The sequence below is a fragment of the Streptomyces sp. NPDC003379 genome, from assembly GCF_053589195.1.
Window position 1 is genome coordinate 1 of record NZ_JBSFRK010000087.1, and the last position, 17274, is coordinate 17274.

Genomic DNA, 17274 nt, shown 5'->3' on the forward strand with positions numbered 1-17274 from the left:
GGCCGGCCGCCGCCGCGCTGCCTCCATGTCTCCGCCACCGGCTGCGCGGCGCCGACCGCCCGTCGCCCCACACAGCGGCCTAGAACCCAGCACCGGGCCATAGGGCACAGGGGACAGCCGCACAGCAGGTCACAGACGCTTTGGGTTACCGAAGAGGCCGGATCGCGGCGGCGGTACGCGGCGGGCTAACCCGCTACCCGTGGCCGGGGCCCCCGAACTGGGATAGTCGGCCCCCGCGACAATGGGCGGCCTCTTGCCGCATGCCTCGAAACCAGCGGGAAGCCACTCCGAAACCCCACTCCGGCCGGGGCGGTCGGCTCCACGGCTTTAGGCAGCCACTTTGGGGCGAGCCTCTAAGATCATGGCCCCGATTCGGACCTTGCGGGCAGGTCCAGTGACTGCCCGAATCGCGATGAGCTTAAGGGGCCATGATCACTCGCCCCAAAGCAGCTCCCGCCCAAAGCCGCTCCGCCGACCGCGTGGGCAAGCGCAGGTCTACTGCGGTACAGCAGAGAAGTACAGCAACTACAACAAGCGAGCATGACCAAAGGTGCCCGTCAGACCCCTTCAGCTAGCCTGTATGACCGTCAATGTCTGACCTCTGTAGAGCTACGGATCAGAAGGTTGCAGGTTCGAATCCTGCCGAGTGCACACAGGTAAGAGGCCCCCGGAGATCATCCGGGGGCCTCTTGCGTTTCCGGGGTGTACGCCTTCGGCTCCAGCTCTCCAGCCCTCCAGCCCTCCAGCTCTCCAGCCCAAAGCCGCTCCGTCGGCCCGCTCGCGTGCCGGACCTCGCTGGCTGCGCGCAGCTACTGGCAGCTCAGAGGAAATGTCAGTGGCTTGCGGCATCGTGGTTCTTGGCGGGGCTTCCTTCCGGAAGGAGTACGGCTATGGAGTGGCGTTGTGCGGGGCTCGGGTGGCCGAGTGGGGGGCCCGTGTTGCGGTGGGACGGTGGGAGAAGCAGCGCGCTCGCGTATGGGCGGGCGATCGGGTTTCGGGTCGTCGGTGAGCGGCGGTGCGTGGGGGCGCGCGGGAATCCTTGTCCTCTGCGGGCCGTGGTGCCGGCGCGGGCCACGCAGGCGCGGTGCTCTGAGTGCGCGCGGCTCGACCGGGTGTTCTCCGTGGCGGCGGACGGGGTGCCGGATGATCCGCGTACATACCGGGTGTATCTGGCGTGGTTCGGGGCCGGGCTGGTCAAGGTCGGGATCACTGCGGAGGCACGGGGTGGGGCGCGGCTCCTGGAGCAGGGGGCCGTGGCGTTCTGCTGGCTGGGGCGGGGGCCGTTGATGGCGGCTCGGCGTACGGAGGAGTTGCTGCGGGCCGCGCTCGGGGTGCCGGACCGGGTGCCTTATGCGCGTAAGCGTGCGGTGCGGGGGGATCTGCCCGGGTGGGACGAGCGGGTGGGGGAGTTGGAGGGGCTTTATCGGCGGGCCGTCGTCTTGGAGGGGTGGGCCGAGACGTTGGAGCGGGTGGAGTTCTCGGCGGTCGATCACTCGGGGGCGTTTGGGCTGGGGGCGGCGGACGGGGCTGCTCAGGGGGTTGTGCGAGAGGTGGTTGAGGGTGGGGTGATCGCGGGGCGGCTTGTTGCCGCGGCCGGGCCTGATCTGCATCTGGAGGTCGCGGGAGCGGGCGGGGAAGGGGACGGGGACGGGCGCGTGCTTGTCGTTGATACGCGGGTGCTTGTGGGGTGGCAGTTGGTGGGGGCCGATGCGGGGGCGGGGGTGACTGTGCCGGTTCAGGGGTTGGGGGTGGGGGCCAGTGCCGGTGCCGGTGGTGCTGCCGGTGCCGGTGCTGGTGCTGGTGCTGGTGAGCAGGGTGGGCTCTTCTGATTGGGGGGCTCGGTGGGGCCTGGGGGCGTGGCTTGGCGGTGGGGCGGGGGGTCTTTCGGGATACGGCTGTGGGGGGCTTGTTTGCTGACCGGAGGGTCAAGGGTTGGTGACCTGGGGGCAAGGAGTGGGGAGCAGGGGTGGACACCGGGGGGTGGGGGTTTGAGGGTGGGGGGATGAGTGATCTTGTGGCGGGGCCGGTCGGGCCGGTCGGACCGTTTGAACCGCCTTATTACGTTGTCGTGTTCAGCTCGGTGCGCACCGAGGGCGACCGGGGGTATGGCGAGACCGCCGAGCGCATGGACGAGTTGGTCGCCGCCGTGCCGGGGTTTCTTGGAGTGGAGTCCGCGCGGACGCCGGGCGGGCTCGGTATCACCGTCGGGTACTTCCGTGACGAGGACGCCATCAAGGCCTGGCAGGGCCATCCCGAGCACCGCACGGCGCAGCGGCGCGGGCGTGAGGAGTGGTACGAGTCGTACGTTCTTCACGTCGCCAAGGTCGAGCGGAGCCACAGCCACAGCCACGGCGTTGCGCGTGGATAAAGGGGATGGAGAGGGTGGTGTAGGGGGTGGTGTGGGGGGTGGTGTGGGGGCTGTTCAGGTGCGGGAGTTTTGGGGGCGGCTCGGGGTGCCCGGGCTCATCGACGTACATACGCACTTCATGCCGGAGCGGGTCCTGCGGAAGGTCTGGGCCTACTTCGACGCCTTCGGGGATGACGGTGGTGTGCGGTGGCCCATCAGTTACCGGTATGAGGAGGCGCGGCGGGTGGCGCTGCTTGGGGAGTTCGGGGTGCGGGCCTTCACCTCGATGATCTGTCCGCACAAGCCGGGGATGGCGCAGTGGCTCAACGGGTGGGCCGTTGACTTCGCGCGGCCCGCCTTTCTCAGGGAATTCACAGGTTCGCGCAAGAGTGCTCTCAGGGGCGCGGCCCAGGCTGTGTGGCATGACCACGATCTCGCCTCAGGCGCGTACCGAACTGCTCAGGCCGGACGGGAGCCCCGTCCGCGTACTCGTGGTGGACGACGAGGCGTCGCTCACCGAGCTGATGTCCATGGCCCTGCGGTACGAGGGCTGGCAGATCCGCAGCGCGGGTGACGGCGCGGGCGCGGTGCGGGTCGCGCGCGCGTTCCGGCCCGACGCCGTGGTGCTGGACATGATGCTGCCCGACATGGACGGCCTCTCACTGCTCGGCAGGTTGCGCCGGGAGATGCCGGACGTGCCCGTGCTGTTCCTGACCGCGAAGGACGCGGTGGAGGACCGTATCGCCGGGCTCACCGCCGGTGGCGACGACTACGTCACCAAGCCCTTCAGCCTGGAGGAAGTGGTCGCGCGGCTGCGCGGGCTCATCCGGCGGGCCGGGGCCGCGGACAAGCGCAGCGAATCCACCCTGGTGGTGGGGGACCTCACGCTGGACGAGGACAGTCACGAGGTGACGCGCGGCGGGGACTCGATCCATCTGACCGCCACGGAGTTCGAGTTGCTGCGGTTCCTCATGCGTAATCCGCGGCGCGTGCTCAGTAAGGCGCAGATCCTCGACCGGGTCTGGAACTACGACTTCGGGGGGCAGGCCAACGTCGTCGAGCTCTACATCTCGTATCTGCGGAGGAAGATCGATGCCGGGCGGGAGCCGATGATCCATACGCGGCGTGGGGCCGGGTATCTCATCAAGTCCGCGGTGCCCGTGCCGCCGCCCGTGCCTTCGCCCTCGCCTTCGCCTTCGCCCGTGCCTTCGGGCTCGCCGGCGGCCGTGCCTTCGCGCTCGCCCTCGCCCTCGTCCTCGTGAGACGTGGCGTCTGGCGGCGGACCCGGGCGCGCACGCTTCGTACGCGCCTCGTGCTGTCCGCCGTCGCGCTGATCGCCGTCGTGTGCGCGGTGATCGGGACCGTCACCACCATCGCTCTGCAGTCGCATCTGTACGCCCAGTTGGACGGCGCGCTCGGCGAGGTCGCGAAGCGGGCGGCGGTTCCCTCCGGCGGGCCCGGCGGCGAGCGGTCGCCAGTTCTGCCAGGGCGTGGCAGCCGGCCGCAAGGCGATCCGTTGGAGTTCGTCACGCGGGGTCCGCAGGAGATCGGCACTCTGGGTGCCGAGGTGAACGGCGATTCCGTCGGACGTGCCCTGGTCAGTGCCGAGCCGCGCAGTGGCACCGGCAGTGGGCTGCCGGTCGCGACAACCCTGGACGAGGAGCAGGTGGACGCGCTCACCTCTGTGCCGAGGGATCGGCAGTCGCACACCGTCGATGTCCCCGGGCTCGGTGAGTACCGGGTGACGTACACGACCGGGGAGAACGGCGCCTTCCTCGTCGGGATCCCGACCACCAAGGTGCGTAACACTCTCAACACTCTGATCGTCGTCGAGGTCAGTGTCACCGCGGCGGGCCTGGTCGCGGCCTCGCTCGCCGGTGCGGCGATGGTCGGTGTGGCACTGCGTCCGCTGCGCAGGATCGCCGGTACCGCGACGCGCGTATCCGAACTGCCTCTGCACAGCGGCGAGGTGGCGCTGCACGAGCGCGCCCCCGATGCCGATCCGCGCACCGAGGCCGGGCAGGTGGGCGCCGCGCTCAACCGCATGCTCGACCACGTCCACTCGGCGCTCGACGCACGCCAGCAGAGTGAAACGCGCGTACGCCAGTTCGTCGCGGACGCCAGCCACGAGCTGCGGACGCCGCTCGCCTCCATCCGCGGATACGCCGAACTGACGCGCCGGGGGACGGAGCCCACCGGGCCCGACACGCGGCACGCGCTCGGGCGGATCGAGTCCGAGGCCGAGCGGATGACGGGGCTCGTCGAGGATCTGTTGCTGCTCGCGCGGCTCGATGCCGAGCGGCAGGAGCGTGCGGGGCTTGCGGGGTGCGAGGGGCTTGCGGGGCGTGCAGGGCTTGCGGGGCTGTCGCGTCCCACGGGGCTGGTGGGAGGCGGGAGTGTACGTCCGCAGACGTACCGGAGCAGTGATCTCGCGCCGCTCGTCGTCGACGCCGTCGACGACGCCCGCGCGGCCGGGCCCGGCCATCACTGGCGGCTCGAACTGCCCGGGCCCGATGAGCCCGCGCTGGTTCGCGCCGACACCGACCGGCTCCACCAGGTCGTCGTCAACCTCCTCGGCAACGCCCGCACTCATACCCCGCCGGGTACGACGGTCACGGCCCGGGTGCGTCGGGAGGGGCCCCGCGTGCGCCTGGAGGTCCAGGACGACGGCCCGGGCATCCCGGCCGCCCTCCTGCCCTCGGTCTTCGAACGCTTCGCCCGCGGCGACGCCTCCCGCTCCCGCCACGCGGGCTCGACGGGCCTCGGCCTGGCCCTCGTACGGGCGATCGTGACCGCGCACGGTGGCACGGTGACCGTCGAGAGCGTGCCGGGGCGGACGGTCTTCGCCGTCGAACTCCCGGCGGCACCGGAGGAGGTGATCACCTCCTCGCGGCTGGGCACGCAGGCGGGCACGCAGGCGGGCTCACGGCAGGGCTCGCAGGCGGGCTCACGGCAGGGCTCGCAGTCGGGCTCACGGCAGGGCTCGCAGTCGGGCTCACGGCAGGGCTCGCAGTCGGGAGCGCAGCTGGGTTCACGGTCGAGCTCCCAGCCGGGCTCGTAGCCTGGAGCGCGGCCGGGCTTGCGGGCGGGCTCGGCCGGGCTCGCAGCCCGGTGCGCGGCAGGGCTCGCAGACCGGCTCCAGTTGGGCGCACGGCCGGGCTCGCAGCCGGGAGCGCAGCAGGCGCATGGTGGGCTTGCAGCCCAGAGTGCAGCAGGCGCATGGTGGGCTTGCAGCCCAGAGTGCAGCAGGCGCACGGTGGGGCTCGCAGCCCAGAGTGCAGCAGGCTCACGGTCGGGCTCAGCTCGGAGCGCATCCAGGCTCCCAGTCGGGGCTCACAGCCAGGCCCAGGGCAGGGTTCACGGACAAGCTCACGATCGGGCTCGCGGCATGGAGCGCGGCCGGGCTCGCAGCCGGGCTCACAGCGCGGAGTAGCCAGGCTCAGGCCGGGCTCGCAGCCAGGCGGCCGGGCTCACCATCGCGTTCGCAGCCCGGAGCGCAGCCGGGCTCAAGGCCAGGCCCAAAGCCAAGCTCACAGCCCAGCCATAGCCTCGCCACACAGCCCTGACAGGCCCCTTGGCGAGTGTCGGGCGCATGCGAATCGACTCTCTCCCGGGCGTTCTGCCGTCGCGGGAGCACCTTTCCGCCGCATGGCGTGATGTGCCCGTCCTGGACGTCGTGATCCCGGTCTACAACGAGGAGGGGGACCTCCGGCCGTGCGTCCTCCGGTTGCACGACCACCTCGTCCGCACCTTCCCCTACCCCTTCCGCATCACGGTCGCCGACAACGCCTCCACGGACCGCACCCCGCAGCTCGCCGCCGAACTGGCCGACGCGGTAAGGGAAGTGCGACACGTTCGGCTCGACCAGAAGGGGCGGGGGCGGGCGCTGCGTGCCGTCTGGTCCGCCTCCGACGCGCCGGTCCTCGCCTATATGGACGTCGACCTCTCCACCGACCTCAACGCGCTGCTCCCGCTGGTCGCCCCGCTCATCTCGGGCCACTCGGACCTGGCGATCGGTTCGCGGCTCGCGGGCGGCTCGCGGGTGGTGCGCGGCCCCAAGCGGGAGTTCATCTCGCGTACGTACAACCTCATCCTGCGCGGCTCCCTGCACGCCCGTTTCTCCGACGCCCAGTGCGGGTTCAAGGCGATCCGCGGCGATGTGGCGCAGGTGCTGCTGCCGCTCGTGGAGGACACCGGGTGGTTCTTCGACACCGAGATGCTGGTGCTCGCCGAGCGCGCCGGGCTCCGCATCCACGAGGTGCCCGTCGACTGGGTGGACGACCCGGACTCCACGGTCCACCTGATACGGACCGCCGCCGACGACCTCAAGGGCGTGTGGCGTGTGGGCCGGGCGCTCGCGGTCGGCGCGCTCCCGCTCGACCGCCTCGCGCGCCCCTTCGGGGACGATCCGCGTGACCGGCAGCTGAACGGCGTGCCCGGCGGCCTCGCCCGCCAGCTCGTCGGCTTCTGCGTGGTCGGCGCCCTCTCGACCCTCTTCTACCTCCTGCTCTACAGCGGCTTCCGTACGTTCACGGGGTCACAGGCCGCCAACGCGCTCGCCCTGTTGGTATCGGCCGTCGCCAACACCGCGGCCAACCGGAGGCTCACCTTCGGAGTACGCGGCCGGGAGCGCGCGGTCCGCCACCAGGCGCAGGGCCTCGTCGTCTTCGGCATCGGCCTCGTCCTCACCAGCGGTTCCCTGGCGGCGCTCGCCGCGGCCTCGGGCGCCCCTGCGCACTCCACGGAGCTCGCGGTGCTGATCGCGGCGAACCTCGCGGCGACGGTGCTGCGGTTCCTGCTGCTGCGGGCGTGGGTGTTCCCGGACCGCCGTGAACCCGCGGCAGGGGCCGAGACAGAGGCCCGGACAGGGGCAGGGGCCGCAGCAGGAGCCGGGGTGACGGTTTCGGCGCCTCCCACTCCGTACGACTTGCCCCCCACCGTCACATCCACCCCCACCTCCTCCCGCACATCCACCCCCACCGTCACATCCACCCCCACCGTCACATCCATTCCCACCTCCTCCCGCACATCCGCCCCCACCTCCATCCCCACTCCCATCCCCGCGGACGAACCGAGGAACGCACGATGACGACAACCTCCCCCGCGACGCCGACGCCGCCCCTTGTGGCGGGCCACGCCGCACGGCGGTGGGCAGGCGCCCTGCCCGCCCGCCTCTGGCGCGGCAGGGCCGACGACCCCCGCTGGGCGCGCCCGGCGCTGCTCGGACTGCTGCTCGCCACCGCCGCCCTCTACCTCTGGAACCTCAGCGCCTCCGGCTATGCCAACTCCTTCTACTCCGCCGCCGCCCAGGCCGGCAGCCAGAGCTGGAAGGCCCTCTTCTTCGGCTCGCTCGACGCGGGCAACGCGATCACTGTCGACAAGCCCCCGGCCGCCCTGTGGCCGATGGCGCTCTCGGTACGGATCTTCGGCCTCGGCTCGTGGGCGGTGCTGGTCCCGCAGGTCCTGATGGGGGTGGCCACGGTCGGTGTGCTGTACGCCGCCGTGCGACGGCGGTTCAGCCCGGCCGCCGGGCTGATCGCGGGCGCGGTGCTCGCGCTCACGCCGGTGGCCGCGCTGATGTTCCGGTTCAACAACCCGGACGCGCTGCTCACCCTCCTGATGACCGTCACGGTCCACTGCGTCCTGCGCGCGCTGGAGCACGGGCGCACCAAGTGGCTGGTGTGGGCGGGCGCCGCCGTCGGCCTCGCCTTCCTCACGAAGACGCTGCAGGCGTTCCTGATCCTGCCGCCGCTGGCGGTCCTGTACGCGGTGTGCGCGCCCGTCCGGCTGCGCAGGCGCCTGGGCCAACTCGCCCTGTCCGGACTCGTGACGGTCGTCTGCGGCGGCTGGTGGGTCGCCGTCGTGGAGCTGTGGCCCGCGGCCTCGCGTCCGTACATCGGAGGCTCGCAGAACAACTCCTTCCTGGAGCTGACCTTCGGCTACAACGGTCTGGGCCGCATCAACGGCGAGGAGACCGGCAGCGCGGGCGGCCGTGGCGGCGGGGGCGGCGGCCCTCAGTGGGGCGAGACCGGCATCGGGCGGATGTTCGACGCCCAGGTCGGCAGCCAGGTCGCGTGGCTGCTGCTCGCCGCGCTGGTCATGCTCGTGGCCGGGCTGGTCCTGACGCGCACGGCGCGGCGCACGGACACCGCGCGGGGGGCGTTCGTGGCCTGGGGCGGCGCGCTGCTCATGACCACCGCGGTCTTCAGCTTCATGGCGGGGATCTTCCACCAGTACTACACGGTGGCGCTCGCGCCCTACATCGCGGCGCTCATCGGCATGGGCGCCACGGTCCTGTGGGAGGAGCGGGCCTCGCGGTGGGCGGGCGCGGTGCTGGGCGCGACGGTCGCGGGCACGGCCGTATGGGCGTACGTCCTGCTCGGCCGCGCCCCCGACCACCTGCCCTGGCTGCGGTGGGCGGTGCTGGTGGCCGGGATCGCGGGGGCGGCGGGCCTGCTGTTCGCCGGGCGGCTCGGCCGGCGGCTCGTCCTCGCCACGGTGGGGCTGGGCGTCGCGGCGTCCATGGCGGGGCCGGTGGCGTACACGTTGTCGACGGTCGACAGTGCGCACACCGGTTCGATCGTGACGGCCGGTCCGGGTTCGGCGGGGCGGATGGGGCCGGTCGGGGGCGCGGGGAGTGGCCCGGGTGGCGGCCCGGGCGGTGGCGGCCCCGGCGGCGCGGGCGCGGGGACGGGAGCGCGGGGCGGCGGCGGTATGGGGCAGCCCCCGACGCAGCCCGCGACAGGCGGCGCCGGCCAGGGTCGGCAGACGGTGCCCCCGCAAGGCGGCCGTACCGGAGGGTTCCCCGACGGCGGCATGATCCGCGAGAACGGCAGCGGCGGCGGCATGGGCGGCCTGCTCGACGGCGCGCGGGTCTCCGCCGAGGCCAGGAAGCTCGTGGAGGCGGATGCCGGTGACTACACATGGGCCGCGGCGGCCACCGGCTCGCAGAACGCCGCGAGCTACCAACTGGCCACCGGTGACCCGGTGATGGCGATCGGCGGCTTCAACGGCAGCGACCCGTCGCCGACGCTCGCGCGGTTCAAGCGGTACGTGGCGGACGGCGAGATCCACTACTTCATCGCGGGCGGCATGGGAGGCGCGGGCGGCGACGGCACCGCGTCCGGGATCGCGTCGTGGGTCGAGTCGACCTTCAAGAAGGTGACGGTGGGCGGCGCGACGTTCTACGACCTGACGCGGCCGAAGAAGTAGCCGCTCCGGAGGGGGCGCGGGAAACGGCCTTGTACGGCGTATGGGATCTGTTCTACGGTGTACGACGCAGGAAGCCTCGTACACCGTAGAGCCACGTGCGAGGCCGTAGAACCACGTACGAGGCACAGGCTCTACCGCCAGCCAAGTACCACCATCCCCAGGCACCCGCCAGGCACCCACCAGGCACCCGCCACGCACGCCAGGCACCCGCCACGCACGTCAGGCACCCGCCAGGCACCCGCCACGCACCACCTCCGAAGGAGCCCGCATGACGGCGACGACCGCCGAGACCTCGGCCGCCCCACCCCGGCACCCGCAGCGCTGGCTGATCCTCGGCGTCATCTGTCTCGCCCAGCTCACCGTGCTGCTCGACAACACCGTTCTGAGCGTCGCGATCCCCTCCCTCACCCGGGAGCTGGACGCGTCGACGTCCGACATCCAGTGGATGATCAACGCGTACTCGCTCGTGCAGTCAGGGCTGCTGCTCACCGCGGGCAGCTCCGCCGACCGCTACGGCCGCAAGAAGATGCTCATAACGGGCCTCGCGCTCTTCGGTATCGGCTCGCTCGTCGCGGCGTTCGCGCAGTCCTCCGCACAGCTCATCGCCGCCCGCGCGGGCATGGGCGTCGGCGGCGCGCTCCTGATGACCACGACGCTCGCGGTCGTGGTGCAGATCTTCGACGACACCGAGCGCGTCAAGGCGATCGGCCTCTGGTCGACCATCAACTCCCTCGGGTTCGCGGCCGGTCCGCTGCTCGGCGGCTTCATGCTGAACCACTTCTGGTGGGGATCGATCTTCCTGATCAACATCCCCGTCGCGCTGATCGGCCTGGCCGCGGTCGCCAAGCTGGTGCCCGAGTCCAAGAACCGGCAGGGCGACCGCCCCGACCTGCTCGGCGCGCTGCTCTCCACCATCGGTATGGCCTCGGTGGTCTACGCGATCATCTCCGGGCCCGAGCACGGCTGGACGTCGTCGCAGGTACTGGTCTCCGCGGCCGTCGGCGTGCTGGTCCTCGGCGTGTTCGTCCTCTGGGAGCTGCGCATCCCGTACCCGATGCTGGACATGCACTTCTTCCGCAACCAGCGCTTCATCGGCGCGGTGGCGGGCGCCATCCTGGTCGCCTTCGGCCTCGCCGGCTCCCTCTTCCTCCTCACCCAGCACCTCCAATTCGTACTCCGGTACGAGCCGTTGGAGGCGGGCCTGCGGACGGCGCCGCTCGCGGTGACCATCGTGGCCCTGAACCTCACCGGCGTCGGCGCCAAGCTCCACGCCAAGCTGGGCACGCCCGCGACGATCCTGTCCGGCATGAGCGCCCTCGCCGCGGGCCTCGCGGTGATCGCGCTGCTCGGCGGCGACAACTACAACGGCATGCTGGCCGGGCTCGTCATCATGGGCGCGGGCATCGCGTTCGCCATGCCCGCCATGGCCAACGCCATCATGAGCGCCATCCCGGTGGAGAAGGCGGGCGTGGGCGCGGGCGTCAACGGCACGCTCGCCGAGTTCGGCAACGGCCTCGGCGTCGCCGTCCTCGGCGCGGTTCTCAACTCCCGCTTCGCCTCGCTCGTGGCGGTCTCCGCGGCGTCCTTCCCGGCGGCCATGGCCGCGGCGAAGTCATCGGGCGAGCGGGAGCGGATCGCCGACGCGTTCTCCTCGGGGCTTGAGACGAGTCAGTTGGTGGGCGCGGCGGCGGTGTTCCTCGGAGGCGTCCTGGCCGCGGCGTTGCTGCGCAGGGCGGAGAGGGCGGACTCCGTGGGCAAGGCGTCGGCATAGCATCGTGGGGGAGGGGGCGGACCACTCAATTCCGGACCGCCGCCTTGCCTGTCACGCGCTCGGAGCGACACCCTCCGGGGACCCCCGGAGCAACACCGCTCCAGGCCCACGACCGATCAGGAAGGTGTGCCATGGTCAAGGCAGCCGGCCGCACGAAGAATCCGGCGCGGACGAGTGTCTGGCTGGAGGGCAAGGCGCCCCGCGGCGGCGGCCGCAAGGGCGACCAGCCCAGCGGCCTCGATCGGGACCGCATCACGGGCGCCTCGGTCCGGCTCCTGGACGCGGAGGGCCTCGCCAAGTTCTCCATGCGCAGGCTCGCCGCCGAGCTGAACGTCACGGCGATGTCCGTCTATTGGTACGTGGACACCAAGGACGACCTCCTGGAGCTCGCCCTCGACGCGGTCTGCGGGGAGATGCGGCTGCCCGACATGGAGTCGTCCGCGGAGTCCTGGCGGGACCAACTGCGGGCCCTCGCCGACGAGTACCGCTCTCTGCTGATCCGCCACCCGTGGGTCTCGCCGCTGGTCGGCAGGTTCCTCAACATCGGGCCGAACTGGCTGGCGTTCGCCGTCGCGGTCCAGCAGGCGGTACGGAAGACCGGGCTGCCCCCGTATACGCAGAACGGGGCGATCTCGGCGGTCTTCCAGTTCGTGTACGGCTTCGGGACCATCGAGGGCCACTACATGGCGCGGTGCGCCGAGGCGGGGATGACCCAGGAGGAGTACTACCAGGAGGCGGCCGGGACGGTCCGGGTCGAGTTGGCCTCGCACGGGATCATGGAGAGTGCGAAGGAGTTGTTGGCGGCGCGGGGTGGGGCGACGGTCGAGGAAATGTGGGAACGGGACTTCACGATCGCCCTCGATCTTATGATCGCGGGCATCGAGTCCCTCCTCACGCGGGAGCGGCCTCCCGGGTAACTGGCGTGGGCGCCTGGCTGGGGCTCGTCTCTCACCTCCCCCGCCGTCGGGGCACCCCCGCCCCGCCGCTCCGCGGCGGATGTCTCCCACCCACCCGTTTGCCCTGCGTCGCAGGGTGGGCGTAGGCACACAGGGCGGGCGGGGAGCTCCGTGGGGCTGAGAAGCCGCGACGGCCCGCAGCCGCGAACGCGCGCGAGGGGACGTGGGGGTATGTGCGAGCGGAGCACAGTAGAAGAACTAACCCAGCAGCAAATCAACGCCCACACCGAGATGGCGAGCACGCACATACCCCCGCGGCCCCGCCCCACAGACGGAGAGAAGGCGACGGCACCCCAAGGCGCCCCGCCAGCTCACGCGCCCCGCCAGCTCAAGCGCCCCGCGGGCTCACACCCCCGGAACCGTCTCCCCCTGCACAGCCTGAATGTCCAGTTCCACCCGCAGCGTCGTGCCGATCGCCGAGATCCCCGCCTGCACCACCTGGTTGTAGTTCATCGCGAAGTCCTCCCGCCGCAGCTCAGCCGTGGCCCGGAACGCCGCCCGGGTGCCACCCCAGGGATCCGCCCCGGTCCCCAGATAGCTCAGCTCCAGGTCGACGGGCCGCACGACACCCCGCATCCTCAGTTCTCCGGTCACCGTCCACCGGTCGGCCCCCGCAGGCGTCAGCCCGCTCGACCGATAGGTGATCTCCGGGTACTGGTCGACGTCCAGGAAGTCCGGCGACTTCAGATGGCCGTCCCGCATGCCGTTGCCCGTGTCGATCGAGGCCGACCGGATGACGGCCTCGACCCGAGACTTCTCCACGTCCTCGGCGATCTCCACCCGCCCTCCGAACTCCAGGAACCGCCCATGCACGCTGGTGATCCCGAGGTGCTGGGCGACGGCGCCCACGGTGGAGTGCGCCGGGTCGATGGTCCACGGCCCGGGCGGCGGCAGCTCCGTGCCGCCCTGGCGGGCGAGGACGACGTTGCCGACCTCGGCGCGGCCACTGGCCGTGACGAGCGCGGTGGAGGCGACCGGCGCGTAGCCGACGGCGGTGACGATGACGGTGTACGGCCCGGCCGCGAGCACCGACGCGTCCCGCACGACGCCTTCCTGGTCCGCCGCGGCCCGCAGCACCTGCGCCCCGGTCATGTCGGTCACCGTGACGACGGCGTGGGGCACGGCCCACCCGTCACGCGTACGGATCCGAGCGTTGAGTCCCATTCCCGCTTACTCCTTGCCGGGCCCCTTCACAGAGGCCTCAAAAGTCCAAAGTTCATCAAGCAGCCGCTACAAGCAGACAGAGGGCCCCCGGCCCGGCGGTGACCGGCCGTCCCCTGCCGTGAACGCCACCGCCGGCCCGGGGGCCCTTTCCGCTACCGGCCCGTGGCCGCGCCTCCGCTCGGGGCGCGGCCACGGGCCGGGGTCGTCACTCGCCCGGGTGGGCGAGTTCGATGTCGTGGCCGTCGACGCCGCTGCCGGTCACCGACAGGCCGGTCGCGACCGGCGGGTACCCGGTCGCGATGACCGTGTACTCGCCGCTGTCCAGGTCGGTGAAGGCGTACGCCCCGTCCGTCCCGGTGGTCGCGGTGGCGACGACGTTGCCGGCGGCGTCCACCAGCGTGACGCGGGCGTCGTTCAGCGCCGAGCCCCCCGCACGGACGGTGCCGAGCACCTGCGCGCCGGAGTTGAGCTCGACCTCGACCCGGGTGACCCCGGCCCCGCCGACCTCGACGGGCAGCGCCATCGGCCGGTGTCCGGCGGCGTTCACCGCGACGGTGACGGTGCCGGGAACCAGCTCGGCGAAGGTGAACTCGCCCTGCTCACCGGAGAGCCCGGTGGCGAGCACGTCACCGCGCACGTCGGTCACGATGACCATCGCACCGCTGACGGGCAGCTTGCTGTCCGCGTCCCGCACGAGACCGCTCAGCCCGCTGGTGCCGCTGAGCAGGATGTCGTACGCGAGGGCGTCCTCGCCCACGACGACGGTCGAGGCCTGCGGCTGGAACCCGTCGGCGGAGGCGATGAGCACGTACGAACCGGCGCCGGGGGCGTCGACGGCGTACGCCCCGTCGCCCTGGGCGACCGCGCGGCCGAGCTGCCGTCCCGCGAGGGAGATCAGCGTGACGGCGGCCTGCGGAACGGGCACGCTCTCCGCGCCGCGGACGTAGCCGCGTACCGGAACCCCGTTCGTGACCGGGGCCAGATCCCCGCCAGAGGCCTCGGCGCCCGAGGCGACGGAGGCCGGCACGGCGCTGCTAGAGGAGTCCGAAGAGCCCGAGGAGCCAGAAGAGTCCGAGGAGCCAGAGGAGCCAGAGGAGCCAGAAGAGCCCAAAGAGTCCGAGGAGCCAGAGGAGCCCGAGGAGCCAGAGGAGCCCGACGCGGCCTGGGCAAGCGCGCCCGACGTCCGCAGCGGAACCTCCTTGATGAAGATCGTGATCAGGAAGGCGACCAGCGCCATCGGCGCGGCGATCAGGAAGACATCGGCGATGCCATGCCCGTACGCGCTCTCCATCACCGTGCGGAACGGCTCGGGGATCTTGTCCAGGTCCGGGATGCCACCGCCACCGGTGCCCCCGTGGCCGAACTGCGCGGCGGCCTTCGGGCCGAGGTCGGTGATGCCGTCCTTGACGTAGTCGGTGATCCGCGTGGCCATGATCGCGCCGAGCGCCGAGACACCCATCGCACCGCCCAGCGAGCGGAAGAAGGTGACGGTGGAGCTGGCGGAGCCGAGGTCCTCGGGGGCGACCTGGTTCTGCGTGCACAGGACGAGGTTCTGCATCATCATGCCGATGCCGAGACCCATCAGGGCCATGAAGATCGCGATGTGCCAGTACTCGGTGTCGTACCGGATGGTGCCGAGCAGACCGAGGCCCGCCGTCACCAGCGCACCGCCGCTGACCAGCCACGCCTTCCACTTGCCGGTCTTGGTGATGACCTGGCCGGACACCGTGGACGAGATGAACAGACCGCCGATCATCGGGATCGTCATGACCCCGGACATCGTCGGCGACTCGCCCCGCGCCAGCTGGAAGTACTGGCTGAAGAACACCGTGCCCGCGAACATCGCGACGCCCACGAAGAGCGAGGCGAGCGAGGCGAGCGTGATGGTGCGGTTGCGGAAGAGCCGCAGCGGAATGATCGGCTCGTTCGCCCTGGACTCGACGAATACGAAGATCAGCGCGAGCAGGATCGAGCCGCCGACCATGGCGGCGGTCTGCCACGACATCCAGTCGTACTTGTCACCGGCGAAGGTGACCCAGACGAGCAGCAGGCAGACGGCGGCGCTGATGAAGAAGGCGCCGGCCCAGTCGACCTTCACGTCGCGCTTGACGACGGGGAGCTTCAGGGTCTTCTGCAGGACGATCAGCGCGATGATCGCGAAGGGCACGCCGACGTAGAAGCACCAGCGCCAGCCGAGCCACGAGGTGTCGGTGATGACGCCGCCGAGCAGCGGTCCGCCGACGGTGGCGACGGCGAAGGTCGCGCCGAGGTAGCCGGAGTAACGACCGCGCTCGCGCGGGGAGATCATCGCGGCCATGACGATCTGCGCCAGGGCGGAGAGACCGCCGACGCCGATGCCCTGGACGACACGGCAGGCGATCAGCATTCCGGCGCTCTGCGAGAGACCGGCGACGATCGATCCGCCGACGTAGATGATCAGGGCTATCTGGACCAGGGCCTTCTTGCTGAAGAGGTCCGAGAGCTTGCCCCACAGGGGGGTGGTCGCCGTCATCGCGAGCAGTGAGGCGGTGACGACCCAGGTGTAGGCGGACTGGCCGCCACCGAGGTCACCGATGATTTCGGGCAGGGCGTTGGAGACGATCGTCGACGACAGGATCGCCACGAACATGCCGAGCAGCAGCCCGGACAGCGCTTCCATGATCTGCCGGTGCGTCATCGGAGCGTTCTCGTCGTGATGGGCTCCGTGCTTGGCATGGCTGCCCCGCACACCGGCTGGTGTGGTTGTTGCCATGGACTTCCTCTTCTTACGCGGGTGTACGGGTGGTCTCTGAAGCGATCCGCACTCCGTGAGTGGTCTGCGCTTCGTGGGGGGAGTGGGGGAGCCGGGCCGAAGCCGCACGGCAGTCCCCGAAGCTGTCGCGCAGGCGCCCGAGCAGCGTGCTGAGCTGGACGACCTCGTCGTCGGTCCAGTCGTGCAAGTAGTGGGTGAGCGTCCGGATGGAGAGCTCGGAGAGCTCGTCGACCTTGGCTTTGCCGTCGGGCGTGAGCCGCAGGATCCGGGAGCGCTTGTCGGCGGGGTCGGGATCGCGGACGATCCACGCCCTCTCCGCGACATGGGCGACATGGCGGCTGGTCACCGACATGTCGACGGCGAGCAGCTCCGCGAGCCTGCTCATCCGCATGGCGCCGTGGCGGTCCAGCAAGACGAGTACGGCGGCGGATCCGGCCGGGCAGTCGTGGGGCAGGCCCCGTCCGAGACCACGCTTCACGGCACCGATGGCGCTGAGCTGTCGGGCCAGCTCCTCGTACTGACGCTGCGCGGCCACGGCACCTCCTGAGTATTTGTTGCTTAGGGCAACCATAGGAGCAGTTGGTTGCTGCAGGCAAACTAAAACCGGACCAACGCCCTAAAGAGTCGGCAAAGCTCTGGAGCTGCGCTCGTAAAGTCCCAGGCCGGAGGGGGTTGGGCCGGGGGCGGAGGATTCGCTAGGGTCGTGCTCCATGGCACACAACCCCCAGGGTCCCCAGGGCAACTCCGACCCCGCCGGCAGCACGCAGATGTTCCGCGCCTTCGTCGACGAGGCGCCGCGGAGCGGGCAGCGGCAGGCGGCTACCTCTTCTTCCGGCCCGCGGGTCGGCCTCATTCTCGGCGTCGTCCTCGCGGTCGTGATCGTGGCGGGCGTGGCGTGGCTCGCGCTTAAGTAGCGGCGGGCGCTTGGGCGGGGGGTGCCGTTGGGCTTGCTGCGGTTCTCTTCTGCGGGTGCGTCGTGGTCGCTCGCGCAGTTCCCCGCGCCCAAGCGCCCGCCGCTACTTAAGCGCGAGCCACGCCACGCCCGCCACGATCACGACCGCGAGGACGACGC

At 71.2% G+C, this 17274-nt stretch carries 11 protein-coding genes and 2 pseudogenes; 10 read left to right on the forward strand and 3 right to left on the reverse strand.

The window, feature by feature from the left end:
• Nucleotides 1-890 precede the first annotated feature (890 nt).
• The 9 genes and pseudogenes from ACWDVB_RS38955 to ACWDVB_RS38995 all read left to right on the forward strand — a co-directional run bounded on the left by ACWDVB_RS38955 (nucleotide 891) and on the right by ACWDVB_RS38995 (nucleotide 12247).
• Nucleotides 891-1829, forward strand: coding sequence for a DUF2797 domain-containing protein (locus ACWDVB_RS38955; RefSeq protein WP_451519817.1), 939 nt, complete (start codon nucleotides 891-893; stop codon nucleotides 1827-1829).
• Nucleotides 1830-2002: 173 nt separating this feature from the next.
• Entirely contained in the window at nucleotides 2003-2368 is a 366-nt protein-coding gene (locus ACWDVB_RS38960) for an antibiotic biosynthesis monooxygenase family protein (RefSeq protein WP_451519816.1), read from the forward strand.
• A gap of 31 nt (nucleotides 2369-2399) precedes the next feature.
• Nucleotides 2400-2696 (forward strand): annotated as a pseudogene (locus ACWDVB_RS38965) (amidohydrolase family protein); the annotation flags it as partial.
• A 73-nt stretch (nucleotides 2697-2769) separates the two neighbouring features.
• A pseudogene (locus ACWDVB_RS38970) lies at nucleotides 2770-3501 on the forward strand (response regulator transcription factor); the annotation flags it as partial.
• 104 nt (nucleotides 3502-3605) lie between these two features.
• Complete coding sequence (locus ACWDVB_RS38975) at nucleotides 3606-5408, forward strand: ATP-binding protein (RefSeq protein WP_451519815.1); 1803 nt, start codon at nucleotides 3606-3608, stop codon at nucleotides 5406-5408.
• Nucleotides 5409-5939: 531 nt separating this feature from the next.
• A complete protein-coding gene (locus ACWDVB_RS38980) occupies nucleotides 5940-7436 on the forward strand; it encodes a glycosyltransferase (protein ID WP_451519814.1) in 1497 nt (498 codons plus the stop codon).
• A complete protein-coding gene (locus tag ACWDVB_RS38985) occupies nucleotides 7433-9559 on the forward strand; it encodes an ArnT family glycosyltransferase (protein WP_451519813.1) in 2127 nt (708 codons plus the stop codon). The genes ACWDVB_RS38980 and ACWDVB_RS38985 overlap by 4 nt, the downstream gene beginning before the upstream one ends.
• A gap of 268 nt (nucleotides 9560-9827) precedes the next feature.
• Nucleotides 9828-11330 carry an MFS transporter gene (locus tag ACWDVB_RS38990; protein WP_451519812.1) on the forward strand — a complete coding sequence of 501 codons (1503 nt, stop codon included), beginning with the start codon at nucleotides 9828-9830 and terminating at the stop codon, nucleotides 11328-11330.
• A gap of 131 nt (nucleotides 11331-11461) precedes the next feature.
• Nucleotides 11462-12247, forward strand: coding sequence for a TetR/AcrR family transcriptional regulator (locus ACWDVB_RS38995; RefSeq protein WP_451519811.1), 786 nt, complete (start codon nucleotides 11462-11464; stop codon nucleotides 12245-12247).
• A 384-nt stretch (nucleotides 12248-12631) separates the two neighbouring features.
• Here ACWDVB_RS38995 and ACWDVB_RS39000 read toward each other — a convergent pair whose 3' ends face one another.
• From ACWDVB_RS39000 to ACWDVB_RS39010, 3 genes are all read right to left on the reverse strand, one after another.
• Complete coding sequence (locus ACWDVB_RS39000; RefSeq protein ID WP_451519810.1) at nucleotides 12632-13450, reverse strand: YceI family protein; 819 nt, start codon at nucleotides 13448-13450, stop codon at nucleotides 12632-12634.
• A 205-nt stretch (nucleotides 13451-13655) separates the two neighbouring features.
• Nucleotides 13656-16202, reverse strand: coding sequence for an MFS transporter (locus tag ACWDVB_RS39005; protein WP_451612045.1), 2547 nt, complete (start codon nucleotides 16200-16202; stop codon nucleotides 13656-13658).
• A 13-nt stretch (nucleotides 16203-16215) separates the two neighbouring features.
• The gene (locus ACWDVB_RS39010; protein ID WP_451516167.1) at nucleotides 16216-16737 is read right to left on the reverse strand and encodes a MarR family winged helix-turn-helix transcriptional regulator; all 522 of its coding nucleotides are present in this window, start codon (nucleotides 16735-16737) and stop codon (nucleotides 16216-16218) included.
• A 175-nt stretch (nucleotides 16738-16912) separates the two neighbouring features.
• Here ACWDVB_RS39010 and ACWDVB_RS39015 point away from each other — a divergent pair, with 175 nt between their 5' ends.
• Nucleotides 16913-17116 carry a hypothetical protein gene (locus ACWDVB_RS39015; RefSeq protein WP_451516168.1) on the forward strand — a complete coding sequence of 68 codons (204 nt, stop codon included), beginning with the start codon at nucleotides 16913-16915 and terminating at the stop codon, nucleotides 17114-17116.
• The last annotated feature ends 158 nt before the right edge of the window (nucleotides 17117-17274 follow it).